This window comes from Coleofasciculus sp. F4-SAH-05 (assembly GCF_040222985.1).
In the GTDB taxonomy this organism is placed as follows: Bacteria; Cyanobacteriota; Cyanobacteriia; order Cyanobacteriales; family Coleofasciculaceae; genus Coleofasciculus; species Coleofasciculus chthonoplastes.
The window spans coordinates 1-19,528 of sequence record NZ_JAVKBY010000120.1; the positions used below are offsets into that span (position 1 = coordinate 1).

Annotated in this window: 17 protein-coding genes and 4 pseudogenes; 15 read left to right on the plus strand and 6 right to left on the minus strand. The window is 44.4% G+C overall.

The genetic code is table 11. From position 1 onward, the window contains the following. Window positions 1-602 (plus strand): annotated as a pseudogene (locus RIG27_RS14360) (ABC transporter); the annotation flags it as partial. A 234-nt stretch (window positions 603-836) separates the two neighbouring features. Beyond that, entirely contained in the window at window positions 837-1,805 is a 969-nt protein-coding gene (locus tag RIG27_RS14365) for a DUF4340 domain-containing protein (protein ID WP_446346162.1), read from the plus strand. A gap of 185 nt (window positions 1,806-1,990) precedes the next feature. On the opposite strand, the gene RIG27_RS14370 is transcribed toward RIG27_RS14365, so the two are convergent. The 3 genes from RIG27_RS14370 to RIG27_RS14380 form a co-directional block, all read right to left on the minus strand. Beyond that, window positions 1,991-3,073, minus strand: a complete 1,083-nt coding sequence (locus RIG27_RS14370) for a WG repeat-containing protein (RefSeq protein WP_446346164.1) — start codon at window positions 3,071-3,073, stop codon at window positions 1,991-1,993. Between the two features lie 154 nt (window positions 3,074-3,227). Continuing rightward, window positions 3,228-3,404: a hypothetical protein gene (locus tag RIG27_RS14375; RefSeq protein WP_446346166.1), complete on the minus strand. Its 177-nt coding sequence runs from the start codon at window positions 3,402-3,404 to the stop codon at window positions 3,228-3,230. Between the two features lie 26 nt (window positions 3,405-3,430). Next, window positions 3,431-4,822, minus strand: a complete 1,392-nt coding sequence (locus RIG27_RS14380) for a malic enzyme-like NAD(P)-binding protein (protein ID WP_446346168.1) — start codon at window positions 4,820-4,822, stop codon at window positions 3,431-3,433. A 173-nt stretch (window positions 4,823-4,995) separates the two neighbouring features. Here RIG27_RS14380 and RIG27_RS14385 point away from each other — a divergent pair, with 173 nt between their 5' ends. The 3 genes from RIG27_RS14385 to RIG27_RS14395 all read left to right on the plus strand — a co-directional run bounded on the left by RIG27_RS14385 (window position 4,996) and on the right by RIG27_RS14395 (window position 7,321). Next, window positions 4,996-5,430, plus strand: a complete 435-nt coding sequence (locus tag RIG27_RS14385; RefSeq protein ID WP_446346170.1) for an SRPBCC family protein — start codon at window positions 4,996-4,998, stop codon at window positions 5,428-5,430. Between the two features lie 51 nt (window positions 5,431-5,481). Further along, on the plus strand, window positions 5,482-6,048 hold the full coding sequence (locus RIG27_RS14390) for a Uma2 family endonuclease (protein ID WP_446346172.1): 567 nt from the start codon (window positions 5,482-5,484) through the stop codon (window positions 6,046-6,048). A gap of 142 nt (window positions 6,049-6,190) precedes the next feature. Then, on the plus strand, window positions 6,191-7,321 hold the full coding sequence (locus RIG27_RS14395; protein WP_446346174.1) for an Rpn family recombination-promoting nuclease/putative transposase: 1,131 nt from the start codon (window positions 6,191-6,193) through the stop codon (window positions 7,319-7,321). A gap of 57 nt (window positions 7,322-7,378) precedes the next feature. On the opposite strand, the gene RIG27_RS14400 is transcribed toward RIG27_RS14395, so the two are convergent. Next, window positions 7,379-8,623, minus strand: coding sequence for an HhoA/HhoB/HtrA family serine endopeptidase (locus tag RIG27_RS14400; protein WP_446346176.1), 1,245 nt, complete (start codon window positions 8,621-8,623; stop codon window positions 7,379-7,381). Between the two features lie 571 nt (window positions 8,624-9,194). On the opposite strand from RIG27_RS14400, the gene RIG27_RS14405 reads away from it, so the two are divergent. The 6 genes from RIG27_RS14405 (at window position 9,195) to RIG27_RS14430 (ending at window position 16,360) form a co-directional block, all read left to right on the plus strand. After that, the gene (locus RIG27_RS14405) at window positions 9,195-10,199 is read left to right on the plus strand and encodes an endonuclease/exonuclease/phosphatase family protein (RefSeq protein ID WP_446346178.1); all 1,005 of its coding nucleotides are present in this window, start codon (window positions 9,195-9,197) and stop codon (window positions 10,197-10,199) included. A gap of 168 nt (window positions 10,200-10,367) precedes the next feature. Further along, window positions 10,368-10,595, plus strand: a complete 228-nt coding sequence (locus tag RIG27_RS14410) for a hypothetical protein (protein WP_446346180.1) — start codon at window positions 10,368-10,370, stop codon at window positions 10,593-10,595. 12 nt (window positions 10,596-10,607) lie between these two features. Then, window positions 10,608-11,225, plus strand: coding sequence for a DUF3859 domain-containing protein (locus tag RIG27_RS14415; protein WP_446346182.1), 618 nt, complete (start codon window positions 10,608-10,610; stop codon window positions 11,223-11,225). Window positions 11,226-11,389: 164 nt separating this feature from the next. Beyond that, the gene (locus tag RIG27_RS14420; protein ID WP_446346184.1) at window positions 11,390-13,165 is read left to right on the plus strand and encodes an asparagine synthetase B family protein; all 1,776 of its coding nucleotides are present in this window, start codon (window positions 11,390-11,392) and stop codon (window positions 13,163-13,165) included. Between the two features lie 235 nt (window positions 13,166-13,400). Continuing rightward, a complete protein-coding gene (locus tag RIG27_RS14425) occupies window positions 13,401-14,591 on the plus strand; it encodes a diaminopimelate decarboxylase family protein (protein ID WP_446346186.1) in 1,191 nt (396 codons plus the stop codon). 491 nt (window positions 14,592-15,082) lie between these two features. Then, complete coding sequence (locus RIG27_RS14430; protein WP_446346188.1) at window positions 15,083-16,360, plus strand: MFS transporter permease; 1,278 nt, start codon at window positions 15,083-15,085, stop codon at window positions 16,358-16,360. Window positions 16,361-16,417: 57 nt separating this feature from the next. Here RIG27_RS14430 and RIG27_RS14435 read toward each other — a convergent pair whose 3' ends face one another. Both RIG27_RS14435 and RIG27_RS14440 read right to left on the minus strand, forming a co-directional pair. Next, complete coding sequence (locus tag RIG27_RS14435) at window positions 16,418-16,927, minus strand: hypothetical protein (protein ID WP_446342780.1); 510 nt, start codon at window positions 16,925-16,927, stop codon at window positions 16,418-16,420. Between the two features lie 33 nt (window positions 16,928-16,960). After that, window positions 16,961-17,386, minus strand: coding sequence for an ArsR/SmtB family transcription factor (locus tag RIG27_RS14440; protein WP_446346190.1), 426 nt, complete (start codon window positions 17,384-17,386; stop codon window positions 16,961-16,963). Between the two features lie 212 nt (window positions 17,387-17,598). On the opposite strand from RIG27_RS14440, the gene argC reads away from it, so the two are divergent. The 4 genes and pseudogenes from argC to RIG27_RS14460 all read left to right on the plus strand — a co-directional run. Further along, the gene (gene argC, locus RIG27_RS14445; RefSeq protein WP_446346192.1) at window positions 17,599-18,657 is read left to right on the plus strand and encodes an N-acetyl-gamma-glutamyl-phosphate reductase; all 1,059 of its coding nucleotides are present in this window, start codon (window positions 17,599-17,601) and stop codon (window positions 18,655-18,657) included. 202 nt (window positions 18,658-18,859) lie between these two features. Beyond that, window positions 18,860-19,015: pseudogene (locus tag RIG27_RS14450) on the plus strand (IS607 family transposase); the annotation flags it as partial. Beyond that, window positions 19,015-19,389 (plus strand): annotated as a pseudogene (locus RIG27_RS14455) (helix-turn-helix domain-containing protein); the annotation flags it as partial. The pseudogenes RIG27_RS14450 and RIG27_RS14455, both read left to right, overlap by 1 nt. A 24-nt stretch (window positions 19,390-19,413) precedes the next feature. Beyond that, window positions 19,414-19,494 (plus strand): annotated as a pseudogene (locus tag RIG27_RS14460) (zinc ribbon domain-containing protein); the annotation flags it as partial. Window positions 19,495-19,528: the final 34 nt, after the last annotated feature.

Below are 19,528 nucleotides of genomic sequence, written 5' to 3' on the forward strand. Positions count from 1 at the left end.
CGGAAACAACGGAGACTCCAGACGCTGAAGGCGAAGATACTGATGAACCGGAAACAACGGAGACTCCAGACGCTGAAGGCGAAGATACTGATGAACCGGAAACAACGGAGACTCCAGACGCTGAAGGCGAAGATACCGACGAACCCGAAGCCACCGAAACTCCAGACGCTGAAGGCGAAGATACTGATGAACCGGAAACAACGGAAACTCCAGACGCTGAAGGCGAAGATACCGACGAACCCGAAGCCACCGAAACTCCAGAAGCCTCACCTTCACCAATCCAGACGGATAAGTCTCAGGCTACGGATAAGTCTCAGGCTAAAGAAGACGACGCTGAATCACGATTAATTGTGTATGGTAATTCAAACTTTGCCACAGATAGTTGGTTTGATCAGCAACTCAATCCTGATATTTTTATCAACTCTGTGAGTTGGTTAAGCAAGCGAGATGCACAAGCGCTTTCGATTAGTCCCAAAGAACCCGAAGATCGGCGAATTAATTTAACACCAGTACAATCCGGAATATTGGGATGGTTAGCCCTTTTAATTGTGCCAGCTTTTGGCTTTTTAACCGCAGGGATGCTGTGGTGGTTGCGGCGGTAAAGGTACATCTGTAGGGGCGGGTTTTACTACTATCTTTTGAAATGGTGCGTTACGCTAACGCTAACGCACCCTACACCCGCCCCGACCGAGTGATATAAAATGTTCGCATCGGAATTATGTTTTTTTAACGCAGAGGACGCAGAGGTTGACGCAGAGGGACGCAGAGGGGTCATAACCAATGACAAATGACAAATGACTAATGACTAATGACGAATAACAAATGACGAATAACAAATGAAGCTACAGAAGACTACTTGGGTTTTATTAATCGTCGCCCTTTTCCTGGGAGGGTTTGTCTATTTTTATGAAATCGTAGGAACTCCCCAACGGGAAGCTGCGAAGGAAGCGGAGAAGCAACTGTTTAGTTTTGAAGAGGATGAGATTCAACGGGTTAACATTTATATCCAGGAAGAAAGCCGAAAATTTGAGCGGGTAAGTGAACCTGAACCTGGTTGGCGAATGACGGAACCGAAGGATGTACCCGCCAGTGATCCATCGGTTGCATTCCTATTAAATTTACTCGTTGAAGGAAAGAGCGATCGCATAATTCCCAATGTCTCCCCGGAAACCCTGAAGGAGTATGGCTTAGACCAACCCCAAGCCATGGTAACGGTGCGACTCAAAAACGATGAAACTCATGAAATTCTTTTAGGAAAACCAGATTTTAATAATAGTTTTCTCTATGCTCAAGTTGATTCATTCTCTGACAAATCCCAAAGATCTAATGTTTTTTTAGTCCCCATGGACTTTGAATATGCTGTCAATCGTCCCTTATCAGAATGGGAGCAAACAAAAGAGGAAACACCTGAAGAAACTGAGCCATCCGATACGGAAAACGAGGAATCAACGTCTGAAACAGAACCGACTACAGAGGAAACAGAACCAGCTACAGAGGAAACAGACCCCTCTGAAAACCAAGCTACTCCTAATAACTCTGAAACAGAACCCGCTACAGAGGAAACAGACCCCTCTGAAAACCAAGCTACTCCTAATAACTCTGATACTGAAACAGAGGAATCAACCTCTGAACCAACACCGACACCGGCTAACCAAAGTCCGTCCGCATCTCCCTCTCCTGAAAAGCCGTCCTCTTCTGAAGAGAAAAAGCAGTCAATAGAGGATGAAACGGCTTCTCCCAATGAGGAAACAGAATCTGAAAATCCCCCCAATGACTCTGAAGAGGAAGACAGTCCGTCGGAATAAATTTATAGTGTTTTCATATTGGCAATCCGAATGTAGAGACGTTGCATACAACGTCTTTACTGTCATACATTGAAATTGGGTATTTGTAGCGAGAAATTGGGTATTTGTAGCGAGCAAGATGCTCGCACTACAAGAATTGCACGATTATTGACAATAAAATTTCTTAATCTTATCCTCATAATTTATTATTTGAGAGGATGAGTGATGAAAGCGTACCTGTCATCAATTCTAACTCTGGCTACCCCCTGCTGAAATGACCAAGCACTATCAAATTGAGGCTTGATGACTAAATTACCTATTTTGTTAATATAACCCCACTTGTCGCCTATTTTGATGGCGATTAACTCTTCAGAAAAGTCATACGTGTTATCAAACTGGGGAGCAATTAGCATATTTCCCTGCTGATCAATATAACCAATTTTATCGTTCATCGAGATTCCAGCCACACCTTGGACAAAATCCCCCGCCCAATCAAAATAAGGTATAATCACAAAGTCGCCTTGATGATTAATATACCCCGATTTCATCGCTTGATTTGATACAGACGCCAAGCCTTCGGAAAAAGAACTCGCATCTTTAAATTGAGGTGGAATCGCCCAATTTCCGGTTTTGTCGATATAGCCATACTGGTTATTCAATTTTACCGTAGCTAACCCTTCAGAAAACGGTTCTGCTTCCTGAAATTGAGGCGGAGTAATCCAGTTTCCGGTTTTATCGATATAACCATACTGATTATTATTTTCGACAACTGCCAATCCTTCGGAAAACAGCTCAGCATCGTAAAATTGAGGTAAAATTACTACCGTACCCGTTTTATCGATATAGCCCCAATCATCGCCTTGTTTAACCGGGGCTAATTCTTCCGCGAACAATTTAGCGCCATCGAATTTAGGTTTAATTACCCAGTTACCTGTTTGATCAATATAACCCCATTTCCCATCAACTTTGACTGGGGCTAAATCTTCAGTAAACGAGTCAGCTAACTCAAATTGCGGTTTAATTACCCAATTTCCGCTTTGATTAATATAGCCCCACTTCCCCTCCAACTTAACCGCCGCTAACCCCTGAGAAAAATCATGTCCCGACTTTAACTCAAACGGGAAAGTAAATTGTACAGGAACAGCATTTTCGCTAGAAATTCGAGAATCATGGAAACCGTTGTTAATCGTTGATATAATTTGACATCCAGATAATTGAGTAACCAGCAAACCTAAGAAGAGACTGGTGATCTTAAAAACTAGCCAATGTCTAAACTTGTAATCTAACAATCCTCTACCCATGGGGTACTAATAACTATTTAGGGCTTGCTAAATAAGTGCTGCGGGGAGCAGGGGAAGCAGGGGGAGCAGGGGAAGCAGGGGGAGCAGGGGGAGCTGAGGGAGCTGAGGGAGCAGGGGGAGCTGAGGAAGTTAACTCAAAACTCTACCTTACCTGTTCCCTAACAAATGACAAATGACAAATGACAAATGACAAATGACAAATGACAAATGACGAATGACAAATGACAAATGACAAATGACAAATGACAAATGACAAATGACGAATGACAAATGACAAATGACAAATGACAAATGACAAATGACAAATGACAAATGACAAATGACGTAAATCCGTGAAATCAGTGTTTATCGCCTGGCTACCCCTTCATTCCGTGCGGCTTGTTGTACTGCGGCGGAAACGGCTGTCACCACGCGCTGATCAAAGACAGATGGGATAATATGTTCAGTGTCTAAATCGGTCGTAGACATCAACGAAGCGATCGCTTTTGCTGCTTCTAGATACATCGTACTGGTAATCACTGAGGCGCGACAGTCGAGAGCACCACGAAACACACCAGGGAATGCCAGAACATTATTAATCTGATTGGGATAGTCACTCCGCCCCGTTGCCATAACCGCGACATCATCTAACACCAATTCTGGCTGAATTTCGGGGATTGGATTCGCCATCGCCATAACGATAGGATCTTGTGCCATTGAATGTACCATGTCTGGTGTCAAAACACCGGGAACACTGACGCCGAGAAATACATCCGCCCCCACCATCGCACCCGCTAAAGCACCACTAGATTCAACGGCAAATTCCTGCTTTTGGGGGGTTAAATCGGTGCGTTTCTTGGAGAGAATGCCTTTGGAGTCACACATCCAAATCATCTTCGCCCCAGCTTGACGCAATAGCCGCGCGATCGCAATTCCCGCCGCCCCAGCGCCATTAATCACAATTCGCACCTCTTCCAGAGATTTCTTCACCAGTTTGAGGGAGTTAATTAACGCCGCTAAACTGACAATGGCGGTTCCATGCTGATCATCGTGGAAAACGGGAATATCTAAGACTTGCCGCAGTTTTGCTTCAATGTCAAAGCAACGGGGGGCGCTGATATCTTCTAGGTTAATCCCGCCAAAAACGGGAGCGATATTTTTAACCGTTTCGATAATTGTATCGGTGTCTTGATTTGCCAGACAGATAGGAAAGGCGTCAATTCCGGCAAATTCTTTAAACAGCATGGCTTTCCCTTCCATGACGGGTAATGCGGCTTCTGCACCTAAGTTGCCTAACCCTAATACGGCGCTACCATCTGTAACAATGGCTACTGTATTACTTTTGATTGTCAGGGAGTAAACCTTTTGTAAATCCTCTGCGATCGCGTTACAAATTCGACCCACCCCTGGGGTATACGCCATGGCTAAATCGGCTTGGGTTTTCAGGGGGAGTTTGTTCTCGATGCTGATTTTACCCCCTCGATGCAAATTGAACGTGCGATCGTAGACATCGATCACCTTGATATGAGTAAGTTCCTTAACTGCTTGCACAATCTGTTCTGCGTGTTCAGTACTCGTTGCATCGATGGTGATTTCACGAGTCGTAACTTTGTGGGTTTGATGAATCAGATCAATCTGTCCCAGGTTTCCCCCCACTTGTGCGATCGCCTGAGTAACGGTGGCGAGCATCCCAGAGCGGTTGGGAAGTTGGATACGAATCGTTAAACTGAAACTGGAATTCGGTGTCAGGTCTGCCATGCTGGATTGATTTCGGGTCTCAAGCTTTTAATTGTAGACCCAATTCCCAGTTCTAGGGGAAACTATTGGTGAAGATGTGCGGGGTTGTAGGGGCGGGTTTAACCGATAACGTTGGAGACTAACCCCTAACTTAACTAAACCCGCCCCTACAATTGACTTATTACTTTTTTATTATGGCAAGTCTCTATACTGAAATCGAAATTAATGCTCCCAAGTCACAAGTGTGGCAGGTTTTGTTAGACAAACAGCAGTGGAAGTATTGGAACACGTTTCTCTTTGACCGTGAACCAGAACAGCCCTTTGAAAAAGGACAAGCGGTATCTCTATCATTACGACGATTACCCAAGGATGAGGAAACGGAATTTGAACCCTTGATCACATTCTTACAACCCGAAATTTGTCTGCGCTGGGTTTCATCTATTCCGGGGTTTCACAATGAGTACGTCTTTGAGTTACAAGAAATTGGTTTAGGTCGGACTAAATATGTTCATAAAAGCCGTTTTTCCGGGATGCTCACTCGTGTTTTTGTCCCCTTTATCCGTCAAGATGAACATCGGGGAATGCAACGCATGGCGCGGGAATTGAAGCGATATGTTGAGCATTTATAATTGGGAGATATATGGCTCTTGAGACCAAACGTTCTGCTATTCTCTAGGATTATGACTACCGTATTAAACTTAAAGCCACTGACGACAACATTGACGCGATCGCAGTTTTATCAACTGTGTGTAGCCAACCCGGATGTACCATTAGAACGTTCGCCCCAGGGAGAGTTAATTATCATGACACCGATTGGTGGAGAAGGTGGTAGCCAAGAAGCCAGTTTAATTGCTAGAGTCGTTGTCTGGAATGAACAGACTCAGCTTGGTGTAGTTTTTAGTTCCCAAACTGTCTTTAGTTTACCTGGTGGAGGCGATCGCTCTCCAGATGTCGCCTGGGTGGAATTGTCGCGATGGCAAAGTTTGAGTCAATCGGAACGAGAAAAGTTTCCGCCGCTTTGTCCAGATTTCGTGATTGAGTTGCGCTCGCGCACCGACCGATTAAAGCCACTTCAGGATAAGATGCAGGAATATTTGGCAAGTGGTTTGCGTTTGGGTTGGTTAATTAATTATCAGGATCGGCAAGTGGAGATTTATCGAGGGGGAACAGGTGTGGACGTTGTAGCGATGCCTGTTGTGTTGTCAGGGGAAGAAATATTGCCAGGGTTTAGATTAGAAATTCTGTAGGGGCGGGTTTAGGGATTTAATTAAAGATATCACCGATAACCTTTATGGTGCGTTACATTTGGCTAACGTAGCCTGATTGGGTAAACCTGTCAATTTGTCAAGATTACAGTGATAGGAATTTTTCGCGATCGCTCCTGGCATAGTGGTCAATGTTCAGAGCGCCCATTTTCAGCAATTTAGCGTGAAAACCGACACCATCTTCTATAACCTGTTTCTTGAATTCCCAGGTATTTTATTTGAACTCATCGATTCGGACCCAGAGGAAGCCGCCATCTATGAATTCACCTCCCGTGAAATCAAACAACCCTCCTTCCGGTTAGACGGCTTGTTCTTACCCACGACGGAAGATGCAGAAAAGCCCTTGTATCTGCTAGAGGTTCAGTTTCAACCCGATGAAGCGTTATACTATCGATTATTTGGTGAACTCTTTCTCTACTTGAGGCAATACCAACCGCCTCACCCTTGGCAGGTTGTCGTGATTTATCCCACTCGTAGGATTGAACGAGAACAAACATTTCAATTTGGTGAAATCCTTGCCCTCAATCGCGTCACGCGCATTTATATTGATGAATTAGGAGAAACCTCATCTAGTTCCCTTGGCATTGAAATGGTTAAGCTGGTGATTGAGGATGAGGAGACTGCACCGGAACGGGCAAAACGATTAGTCGCACAAGCTACAGTCCAAATCGATGATCAAGCAACGCAGCGAAACCTGATCAACTTAATTGAGACAATCCTTGTTTACAAACTACCCCATAAAAGCCGCGAGGAGATTGAAGCGATGTTCAGCTTAAGTGAACTCAAGCAGACTAAAGTTTATCAAGAAGCCTTAGAAGAAGGTAAGCTGGAAGCCAAGTTTGACGCGATACCACGCATGATAGAATTTGGGTTAAGGTTGCCGCAAATCGCCCAGTTGCAAGATTTACCGATAGAGGTTGTGCAACAGACAGAACGATTATTTCAGAAACAAAAGGTTGCGGCTTTTATTGAACTATTAACGAATCAGCGTGACTTGTTTTCGACTCAAGACTTGGCACAGTTACAGCAGTGGGTTGCACCTGTACCGGATCGGATTGAAGATTTATCCCAGGCGATCGCACAATGGTGCAATCAGGAATCCCATACCCTACAGCGTCAGGCTTGGCGTCAAGTTCTCTCTGATTTATGGAAGGCGACGGTGGAAACAATATTGAAAACCTACCCCAAGACTCTGGATTTAACATCCTCTCCCCTAACTAAACAAATGGTGCAACAGGGGATTGAAGGGAGTTGACACCGGGAACTGTAGAGACGTTGCATGCAACGTCTCTACAACTATTTTTGATCAACCTTACTGTTGCATCTGAGTTGGCAAAGCACCGGGTTGTACTGTCACCTCAACATTTTTGCGATCGCGGCGCAATTCTAGGGTTAAATCATCCCCGACTGGAGTCATTTCTACTACCTTTTGGACATCTTCGGCTTCTTTGATTGACTCACCATTAATTTTATGAATCACATCCCCGGATCGCAATCCAGCTTTATCAGCCGGAGAATTCCGCATGACTCTGGCAATTAGCACCCCTTTGCTTTCATCAATGGTAAGACTGGAATTGGGATTTTTGTTGATGTTTTCTTTCAATTCTGGGGTTAACGTAACCATCTGAATTCCCAAAAATGGATGTTCGACTTTCCCGTTGGCGATTAATTGTTGAGCAATCCGTTGCGCTGTATTAATCGGAATAGAAAATCCTAACCCTTGAGCGCCTTGAATAATTGCTGTATTCATCCCAATCACTTCACCGGATGCATTCAGCAGCGGTCCACCTGAGTTACCAGGGTTAATTGCAGCATCAGTTTGGATAAATTGGACGCGCTTATCGGGAACTCCTACTTCAGAACTCGAACGTCCTGTCGCACTGATGATACCTGTGGTGACGGTGTTATCTAATCCTAGCGGATTACCGATCGCGATCGCCCATTCCCCAGGTTTGAGTTGCTCTGAATCCCCTAAGGTGACAATGGGGAGATTATCGGCTTCAACTTTGATTACCGCCACATCGGTTATGGGGTCAGTTCCTAGCACTTTCCCGGCAAATGTGCGACCATCTTTGAGAACCACATCCACTTGATCCGCACCATCAACAACGTGAGCATTGGTGAGAATCATCCCATCGGTGTTAATAATAAACCCCGAACCCGTTCCCCGTTCTACTCGCTGCTGCGGTTGTTCCGGAAATTGAGACCCGAAGAACTCGCGGAAAAACGGGTTATTAAATGCATCGGGAACTTGAGACGTCACAGTTTTTGAGGCGTTAATCCGCACGACTGCGGGTCCCACGGTGTCCACAACCTTAGTAATAAAATTGCTGTTTTGGGGAGTGGACAGGTTACCTGGAGGAATGATTCCTCCCAAAACCTGAGAGGATTGGGGAACAATGGAATTGGCTGAAACTTGAGGATTACCGGAGATGAAAGAGTTGGCGCAAAAAGAAACACCAGCGCCTAGTAACATCAGGGATAGATAGGTGACGGCTTTTTTTACCGGGGAAGCGTCACTGTCATGAGATTTGGATGTTTTCGTGTTGAATACCATAATGATTCTGCTGTTGAAATAGGATTGATTTGGATGATATCAGTTACAGTTTGTCGGAGTTCGGCTAATTCGTTTCCAGGTCGAGAAAACCCGAATCATGATCAACTCTCTCCTACCCATGGCTAACACCCCAATTGACGCTGTGATAATTATTTGCGGATCAGGTATTAACCGGGTCTGGCGTTGGGGGCGTGAATCCGTTGCTTGGGAAGGAATCACGATGACCTATCGCTGACATTTATCAATATAGATACTTGTTGTGACGTGGTTATGACAGTGTAGTTTCGCTGATGTGAAGATTTCTGGATTGGTGCTGTAGCCGTCTAGGTGTTTTAGAGGAAATCCTCCCATTGAGGTTGTGCTTACCGTAATTCTAGGATACTCCCTTTTGCATAAGGGAGATGTAATCAGAAATAGATGACAACAACTTCCCTGGCTATGGCGAGGATAAGCGGTTTGGTATTTAAACCTTAATATAATGCCTCCCATCCTCGTAGTGCGAGCATCTTGCTCGCTACTAATACCCTATCTCAATGTATGACCGCTTACTGTACCGCTACAGCGACTCGATATGAAACACTTCTGGTTCTCTCAACCAACATCCCGACAAATTGACATCAAGAATATCGCCTTTGGGTTAGGACTCACGGGACTCATTCCTTGTCTTCTCTTATCTGTAGCTGCTTATCTGGGAGAATTCCACCGATATTTTGAATTACTCTCCCACTTCAAAGTCCAATACTTCATCATTAGTTGTATTGTTTTCCTCTTATTGTCCTTAGCACGACGAAAAACCTGGTGGTTGATTAGTTTGTTTTGTTTAACCCTTAATGCTGTAGAGGTTATTCCCTGGTATATTCCCCAATTTTCGGATATAAATACGCCTTCAGGACAACCCTTACGAGTGTTGCTGGCAAATGTCTATAGTGATAACCAGCGTTATGCTGAGTTTATCTCCCTAGTCAAAGCCGAAAAGCCTCAACTTCTCGTTGTCCAGGAAATTAATCCAATTTGGTCACAGCAACTGAAAGCGCTCAAGCCTCTACTTCCTTACCAGATTGTTTATCCGAGATTTGATAACTTTGGCATTGCTGTCTACAGTGCGATTCCCCTGAGGAATACGGATATTAAATCGTTCACAGAGTATGATATTCTCTCTATTTTTACCGAGGTACAGTGGCAAGGACAAACTGTTTCTATTATTGCCACTCATCCATTACCGCCGATTAATGCGGAGTATTTTAAGTCACGTAATCAGCAACTTCTAGAACTGGGAAACGAGATAAGTTCAACCAAAAATATTCATGCTGTTATCGGTGATTTGAATACAACAATGTGGTCTCCATATTACCGCAAATTTATCCGTCAGACTGGATTGAAAAATGCGCGAGCCGGTTTTGGTATTCTCCCCACTTGGCCCCAGGGTGCGCCAATGTTACAGATTCCTCTGGATCATTGTCTGATTAGTCCAGAAATCAATGTTTTAAAGATTCGCACCGCCGGAGATATTGGTTCAGATCATCGTCCCTTAATTGTCGATTTGGTGATATCGGACAGGAACACTAACAGAATATAGGGCTAAAGCCCTTACTACAAGCCGACTTCAAAATCCCTCCCTCTAACTGATAAATCGCTGCCATAATGCCATTATCTGGATTATTCAATAGGGACGCCTTAACTTCTTGTAAATAATCCCGAATCGCATTCTTTGTCCGTTAGATCAATAACTAAGGAATGACGGGGAATGGCAGAGGATTTTTCAGTTGATCAGCTTTTGGATAAAATGATTGTCGGAGTGGGCGGTGTGGCAACTTTTGGTCGAGCGATCGCGGCGAATTTACTGAAAATGATACCAGGTGCTGGGACAATTGTGGGCGGTGCAATTTCCGCTTCTACCGCCGCCGCGCTAACCTTGACGGAAAAGAGGTTTTGTGTTAAAGAGAAAGTAGATAGTCTCAAGCTTCTGGTTTAGAAGTAATCAATTGTGACTGATGAACGACTTACTCAAGATCAGTTAACGCAACTCGTTGCTGAGGTGGATCAATTAGCCAGACGCCACGAGGCTGAAATTGACCACCAACAAGTTCAGCAGATTTTGCAGGAATTGAATTTACCACCAGAGTTGCTGGATGAAGCGCTAATACAGCTACGCCGTCGTCAAGCGTTAGCGGTTCAACAAAGACGGAATCGCTGGATTGGGATAGGAGTAGGCGTGGTGATAGTGGGTGCGATCGCAGCTTCCACGGTATTCATTGTAAATCGCCAACGTGCGATCGCGGCAGTGTCTGTCTCTCAAAGTTGCATGACATCAAATCCGCAGACGTGTGAACCGATATCGGATTTTAATCGCCAAGAGATAGTCTACCGCGTTACCTTGCAAGATACACCTGTAGGACAAAAACTTTCCTTACAGTGTGATTGGATTAACCCCAATGGTCAAATTGTGCATCAGAATCGCTATCAAACGAATACAATTGACCGAGAGGTTTGGTCTACCTATTGTCGTCATACCTTGGGTTCTACTGCAACCATGGGGGATTGGCAAGTGAGGATGAAATTAGGCGATCGCACAATCAGCCAAAAATCATTTACAGTTAAATAATCGGCACTATTCGCTATTTTGCAAATCATCGGGATCAATGCCTAACTCTCCTATTCGTGCGGCTAATTCTTGAACACGTTGCTTAGGTGTGACACACGACTACGATATATTAAAGTGCGTATTTCAGTGCTATTGTACTTAAATTAATTCAAGATTCGATTATTGTGAGTAATCCCTATCAATTTATCGGCTATTGGGGTATAGATTCACCCGGTCAACTCGAAGCGACGTTAACCAAGCTACTCGTCGCAGCGATAGGTTTAGAAACATCAACACAATTAAAAAAAATCATCAATAAAGTGTCTAAAAAATATGCTTTAAATGGGCAAGTTGGTTATATTGGCAGTAATCCTCCTCCTTCCTTTGCTAATAAAGACGGTATCATCGCCGCATTATCCGCCTCTGGTTTTCACGACTCAGCCGATGCTTGGGTTAAGGTGGAAAATAATCACCTAATTTTAGGACGCGAACCCTTTGGACGTGTCCCTCTCTATTGGACAAAACAGGGAAAGGTTATCTGGTTTGCGTCTAAGTTACAGCTATTATTACCCCTGCTTAAAACACCAGAAGTGAGTAGTCATGGATTGTATGGCTATAGCTGTTTTTCTTATGTTCCTACACCATTAACCCCAGTTTCCAATATATTTTCCGTAGCTGCTGGAACAGTGGAAACCTGGAAAATTTTATCTCAACATGACTTCACTCATACCACCCAGCGTTATTATCAATGGCAATCCGCCTCGGAACTGATTCACGATGAAGATGAAGCCATCTCCCAACTGCAACTCCGGTTAAAAAATGCCGTACATCGACAACTGGAAAATTTGCCGAGTGAACCCGTTGGCGTTTTTCTCTCTGGCGGGTTAGATTCATCTACAATAGCGGCATTATTAGTGCAAGCGGGAGTCAAGGTTAAAGCCTATAGTTTAGATTTTGGGTTAAAAGGTGTCTCGGAATTGCCCTATTCTGAACAAGTGGCTGACTATCTGAAGATTCCCCTGGTTAAAGTTGATGCGACACCTTGTCGGATTAAGCAAGGGATTCAAGCGACAGCCACGGCGTTAGATTTACCCTTTGGTGATGGGGTAACGGTTCCCTTATATCTGTTGTGTCAATCCGCCAGTCAAGAGACAAGGGTTATTTTTAATGGGGAAGGCGGCGACCAACTTTTTGCCGGATGGACAAATAAACCGCTAATTGCTGCTGGTGTTTATAATCAAGAACATCCCAACGGAAATACAGAGTTTACCCAACAGTATTTGCGAACGTTTCACCGTCTCTGGGGATATGAGGAGCGAGTTTTTCAGAATCAGATAAACCAGGAGTTATCGCTACAACCGGAACAATGGTTAGCCGAGGCTTTAGAGCCTAAGTTTACCACGACTCTTTTAGACCGATTGCGTCGGGCGACGTTAATGTTAAAAGGCGCACAAAATATCCACCCACGGGCGACTAACTTAGCATTCTCCCATGGATTGTGGGTGCGATCGCCCTTTTGTGACATTCCGTTATCCGAGTGGACATTTCAGGTACCGGGGGAGTTCTACCTGCGGGGTGCTTGTGAAAAATACATTCTCAAACGCGCGGTGGAATCTTGGTTACCGCCAGAGGTGGTGTGGCGGGAAAAACGGGGGATGGGAGTACCGTTAACGGCGTGGTGTTTAAATGAATTATGGTCTGAGGTAGGATATTGGTTAAATTCAGGTATTTTAGCAGCCGAAGGGCGATGGCAACTGCGATTACCCCTGCAACTGATTAAAGGGGAATTTAGCGCCTATTTGCGAGGGCGACGAATTGGCGAGATTCTCTGGTTACTGATGATGTGGCAAGTTTGGCGTAGGAGGGTGTTAAATGAAACAGTATCTGGGTATTCTGGGTTACATCCCTTTTGGTTACCGTCTCGGTTTTGGCGATGGTATTGGAAATTACAGGATGAATGAGGAATTGTCTATTTGCCTGTTCCCCTAGAAGGGCGGGTTTAGTTAAGTTATCGGTTGTGTCTCGAACGTTATCGGTAAAACCCGCCCCTACACCTGGGCGTTTAGAGGCGCTATGGCACGTATTGTAAAGTTTTAATAATAATATAGTCAGATGTAGTCATGTTGTGTAATATATAGACAATCTCACCAGATGCTTCGCTGCTGTTCCTTCGCTTCACTCAGGACTCCGTGAACCATGACAAAAGCTCAGTTTGTGAATGACCAAGAATTACTGAATATCTACGGTTCACCTCTCTATGTTTATCAGGGCGATCGCATACGGGATACAATTCGTTATATCTCTTACGCTGTCCCCTATCCGCGCACTCGGTTCCAGTTTGCGAGTGTGACGAATGGTAATATTGCCTTACTGCAAATCTTCCAGCAAGAGGGGTGGGGACTTCACGCCAATACTCCCGGAGATATCTATTTAGGCTTAACGGCGGGATTTGCCCCAGATAACATTGTTTATAGCGGCAGTAATTTAAATTATCCAGAAATGGAGCAAGTTCTCCACTGGGGAATTACCACCTTAAATTTAGATAGCATCTCCCAATTAGAATTATGCTGTCAAGTCTATCACTCCTTAAATTCTAAATTACCCCAATTAAACGTAGGATTACGCTTAAATGTACCCGAATTAACTGGCGATAGCCGCATTGGAGTTAGACCGGAAGAATTCCCCGATGCGCTAAAAATAACCCAATCAGCCGGATTACCACTCCAGGGTATCCATTTCTATCGCGGAACTGGGACAAATGCCACCAAAGCCTTTACCCAAGTGATTGATTCCTTATGCGAGATTGGTCAACACTTACCCGATTGGAACTATTTAGACTTTGGCGGTGGATTTGGCTATCCCTATCAGGGAAATGGCGTCGCCTTTGATTGGCAAGGATTTGGTCAGGCGATAACTCAGAAACTAGAGACAATCGGCAGACCCATAGACTTAATTATAGAACCTGGACGTGCCGCGATCGCAGGATGTGCGTCCTTGTTGGCAAAAGTGGTTTCTGTCAAGTGGCAAAACGGCAAACAAATTGTCGGCGTCGATACCACCGTGGCGAATTTATCCGTTCCATCGGTGCATGGTGGCTATCGAAAAATTGTCAGTTTTACCGATAACCAGCGTGAACAGTATCCCACCGATGTGTGTGGAAATACAACTTATTCACGGGATTACTTGGGACGCAATTGCCAACTCCCCGCGTTAAAGAATGGAGATGTTATCGCGATTCTGGATAGCGGTGCTTACGGATATGCTATGTCGTCTCATTTCTTACACCGTCCGCGTCCGGCTGAAGTGTTAGTCGAACAGGGGACTCATCGATTGATTAGAAAACGGGAAGATTATAGTATTTTATTAGATAATCAGGTATTTGCTTAATTTGCCAGGTGCGTAGGGGCGCACGTCAGTGCGCCCTGCACCTGACCTTTACCTGAGTTTACCTGAACTGCAGCTAACCTTTACCTGACCTGCGCCCAGAAAATCAGTTATGATAAGCTGTAACGCATTTAATTTGATAAGGCAATCTAAGCTATCAAAGGGTTTCAGGAGCTAAATTATTGGATTTAGCTGCATAGCAGCTTACCAAATCTGTTAGGGTGACAATTATATTTTTTCAACGCAGAGGACGCAGAGGATGGCGCAGAGGTACGCAGAGTAATTGGGAGTATTTGAGTGAACGTTTTAGCGAATTATAGAAATAATATCTAAGACTATGAAATCTATTGGGCGCTCAAAATAAGTGGTTTTAAGTTTAATTATGTGAACTTGGAAATCAATGCGTAATTAATCTAATCTTAAACTCGCGATGGTTATCTAGGTTAGGCAAAATGAAGGATGTTAATCAAGAATCCTATGGAGAAAAGTGAATTATGAAATGCATTCAATGTCAAACTGATAATAATCATAAAGACCGCACCGCCAATCAAGGACGGTGTAAAAACTGTGGACATCCCTTTGTCTTTGAACCCACAACTATGGGTCAGACCAAAATAACTGATCCATTTTTTGCTAAAGCCATCTCGGATTTATCAGTAAATGGCAGTCTATACTTTACCCCTCAACAATTATACTACCTTATCAACAAGAGAATTAAACGCAAGATCAACAATGTTGTCCTGCAAATCTTTGCCTGGATTCTGATTGTTATTATTCCTTACATCGGAATCCCGCTCTTAATTTTTGCCTGTTACCAAATCAGCAATTCTGCCAATACGTCCAGAAGAGTCCGTAATCGCAATGCTAGATATTTACAAATTATTGGTGGATTTTTGCTTCTCTATGGAATTTTATCTCTTTTATTCTCTACCGTCGATGGTAGTGGAGGTAACTGGCTGATTTTTTGCCAATTTGCGATAACTATTATTGTCGGTATGTTATCGTTCTATTTAGGAATTCGTCAGCTGCGTCGCCAAAGCACATTCTTACAAACCGTTTCGATTACACTGAGTAAATTCCAAAGTTGGTTAGAACGTTGGCAACAAATTAATGGCACAGTTGAACAACTTTTACCCTCTCCGAATCAGAAACGTTTACCCACATCCATTAATCCGGATATCACCGCTTATAGTTTTGACCGAGTTGTCGTCTGTGATAGTGCTACCATTGCTCAACTGTTAATTGCTAATAATTTTCATTTTGAAAATAACTGTGCCGTTTTAAGTATTACCGGGTATCCCCAAAGCATTTTTTCAACGGTATTAGACATGCTCAGACGCAATCCCGAATTAAATGTCTACGTCCTACATAATGCCAGTCCTCATGGTATCACCCTGATTCATAACCTGCAAACAAGTTCCAATTGGTTTGCTGATAGTACCGTCACCATTTATGATTTAGGATTACTTCCCCGTCATGTCTTAAATAGTCGCAATCTTTTTATTGAATCCTCCCCAGAATCAGCAAAACAGGCGAGACAATTAGGGGTAGAGATACGGCAAGAGTTATCGGCTGAGGAACTAGCATGGTTAGAATCCGGTAATTTTGTCGAGTTGGAATCATTTACACCGCAACGGCTATTACAGATAGTGACTCAAGGAATTAACCGGAGTCAAATTAGCACAGGGGGGAGAGATTCAGTATTTATAGATGTTGATAGTGATAGTAGTAGTAGCGGTGTTTATTTGGTTGCATCCGATAGTTTTGGTTAAAAAATATCATCAAATTCCCTCTTTTGAAGGGAGAATTATGGTGATCTCTCCCTGCTACTATCCGGGCATATTTTCTTTAAGCTGGGCGATATTTTCGGGGCTTAGAGTAAGTTTGACCTCGATTTGTTGCTGCTTATCACGCAATGTGATAATATGATGTTCCTCTTGAGAGTAACTTTCCCATTGCGGATTGGTAATTTCTATTTTCTGATAGATAACTTCCGGAATTCCCACCCGGATGACTAAATTTTTCTGAGATTGAGGATAAATATAAAGCTGAAGCTGTTGCGGATCAAGTTCAAGTTTCCAGGGCGTGGTGCTGCGTTCTTGATCGGTGTCCACTTTTTGCCAATAGAGTGTAATTCCGCGAATTTGGGTATTTTGCAGTTTAAATTCGTCGTCAAACCGCTGCCATTCCCAGTCAATTTCCTGGGCATTTCCACTGGGAGGAATTAGTCGCTGTCGCCAGGCAATTTTACGGTTGTTTAGCGCTGTCCAAAATTTACTGGTTTTGGTGAGATTTGCGCCATTTTCAGGATTGTCACTATTTTGTTGCCAAATAATCATTGTTTAGGGAATGGGGAACAGGGAATGGGGAATTTAGGATTCATTATTTAGATCAGGTTCATCTAGATGTTCGGCGACGGATTGATACAAGTCGAGAACGTGCTGATCTTGAAGATGATAATAGACCTTGCGACCGCGTTTATGATACCGTACTAATCGCATGGCTCGTAGGGTGCGTAATTGATGGGAGACGGCGGATTCGCTCATATCCAGCGCGGCGGCGATGTCACATACGCAGAGTTCTGCGATCGCGAGTAGGGAGATGATCCTCAGTCGATTTGTATCACCCAGGGAACTGAACAATTCTGCCATGCGTTGGGCTTTTTCGGTGTTCAGCATTTTTGGCTGCAATGAACCAATCCGCTGGCTTTCTACACGATGGGGCGGATGGCAATGAGGTGTGTCTGTGTCTGGATTAGCAGAAACATTTGCCTCTGGCGTGGATAATCGGATTGGCATTGAGTTACTATCCCTTGGCAGTGGAATGGTCTGACTTTATAGTAGCGAACTCAGGGGGTGTCGGGTGGGGGATGGGGAAGTTCACTCACGCGCTATGCCCGACAAGCGTTGCGACGGGTCAAAACTCCTGCCATCCATAACTCGTGGTTCAAGCTAAAATGCAGCAAATGTTCATCTGTTTTCGATGTTAACTCTGTTAGGGAAGGAATATTATGGGTGATTTAGGACAATTGCCTGTCGGCATTATTGGCGCTTCTGGCTATGGAGGCGTGCAATTGATACGCCTATTGATGGATCACCCAGGCGTTGAGGTGGTTTATTTAGGAGGAAGTAGTAGTGCGGGGAAGCCGTTTTCTGAACTGTATCCTCATTTGGGTCATTGTGTGAATTTGACCATAGAGGAGATTGATTTAGATAAAATTGCTAGCCGTTGTCAAGTGGTGTTTCTCTCGTTACCCAATGGTTTGGCGTATCAAATGGCGCCGCCGTTGTTGGCGAAAGGCTGTAAGGTGATTGACCTTTCGGCTGACTATCGGTTTAAGAATTTAGAGACCTATAAAACCTGGTATGGAGGAGAACGCCATGACCAGGAAACTGTAGCTTCAGCAGTTTATGGCTTACCGGAATTATATCGCGATCGCATCGCTGAGGCGAAGTTGGTAGGGTGTCCTGGCTGTTATGTTACCACCAGTCTTTTGGCACTTGCGCCGTTGCTCAAACAAGGGTTAATTCAGCCCGATACGGCGATTATTGATGCCAAATCAGGCACATCAGGGGCGGGGCGTAAGGCGAAAACCAATCTTTTACTCGCAGAAGCGGATAGTTCGGTGGCGGCTTATGGAGTGGCGCGTCATCGCCATACGCCGGAAATTGAGCAGATTTGCAGCGATTTGGCGGGTCATGAGGTGATGGTTCAGTTTACCCCTCATCTGATGCCAATGGTGCGCGGACTTTTAGCAACGGTTTATGCAACATTACGTGACCCCGGATTAGTGCGAGAAGATTTGGCGACGATTTATAATGCATTTTACCGCGCTTCTCCTTGTGTGCGCGTCTTACCCAGTGGGACGTATCCGCAAACCAAGTGGGCGTGTGGGACGAATTTGTGTTATATCAGCGTTGAAGTTGATCCGCGTACTGACCGGGTGATTGTTATGTCAGTTACCGATAACTTGATTAAAGGTCAAGCCGGTCAAGCGATTCAATGTTTGAATCTGATCATGGGGTGGGATGAAAAGTTGGGATTACCGTTGTTGAGTTTTTATCCGTAGATCAGGTGATGGGGTGTAGGGGTGTAGGGGTGTAGGGGTGCGGCGGTGCGGGGAAGATAGGGCGGGTTTTGTACGAATGTTATCATCTCATGGCGAGACGAAAGTCCCTAAACCCGCCCCGACAAACCTGGTTCCCTCGATCGCAGCTAAGGGTTGAGAACTGTAACCAAATCCCTAATCACCTCTTGTCATCTCTTTCGATAACAAATCATCTGAGGAGTTAAGTTTTGAGCAAGAGTTAGTGACAGACATGATTGAACTAATCACTGTATTTTCGGCTCGTTTGTATGGTTCACGTTCTCGGAAAAACAAAAATCTAATTGACGGCATGACTCAAGTGGTCAAGGATGTTCAATAATGCTATTAGGATTTAAAACCGAGCTAAAACTCAACAACAAACAGCGAACCGCATTAGCTAAACATTGTGGCGTTTCCCGCCATGCGTGGAATTGGGGTCTAGGTTTAACCAAGCAAATACTTGACCACAACCGGGACACAAGAGAGGATAAAATCAAGTTCCCCACTGGGATTGACTTACACAAGTGGTTAGTAGCGCTGGTTAAACCCATCTGCCCTTGGTACTATGAGGTGAGCAAATGCGCCCCCCAGTTTGCGCTTAGACAATTAGCCCAAGCTTGGAAAGCTGCGTTCAAGAAAAACAAAAAACCGCCTCAGTTCAAGCGCAAGGGAAAACATGACAGCTTTACTCTAGACGGGTCAATTAAGCTCGAAGAGGAGATGCCTTTATCAGAGCGAGTTTTCCGGTGCGATAACTGCGGACTGGAAATCGACAGAGATTTTAATGCCTCCATTAATTTGGAGATAGCCGCCAGTTAGGTGGGGAAGTGCCTGTGGACTGGTTGAGTGCCGT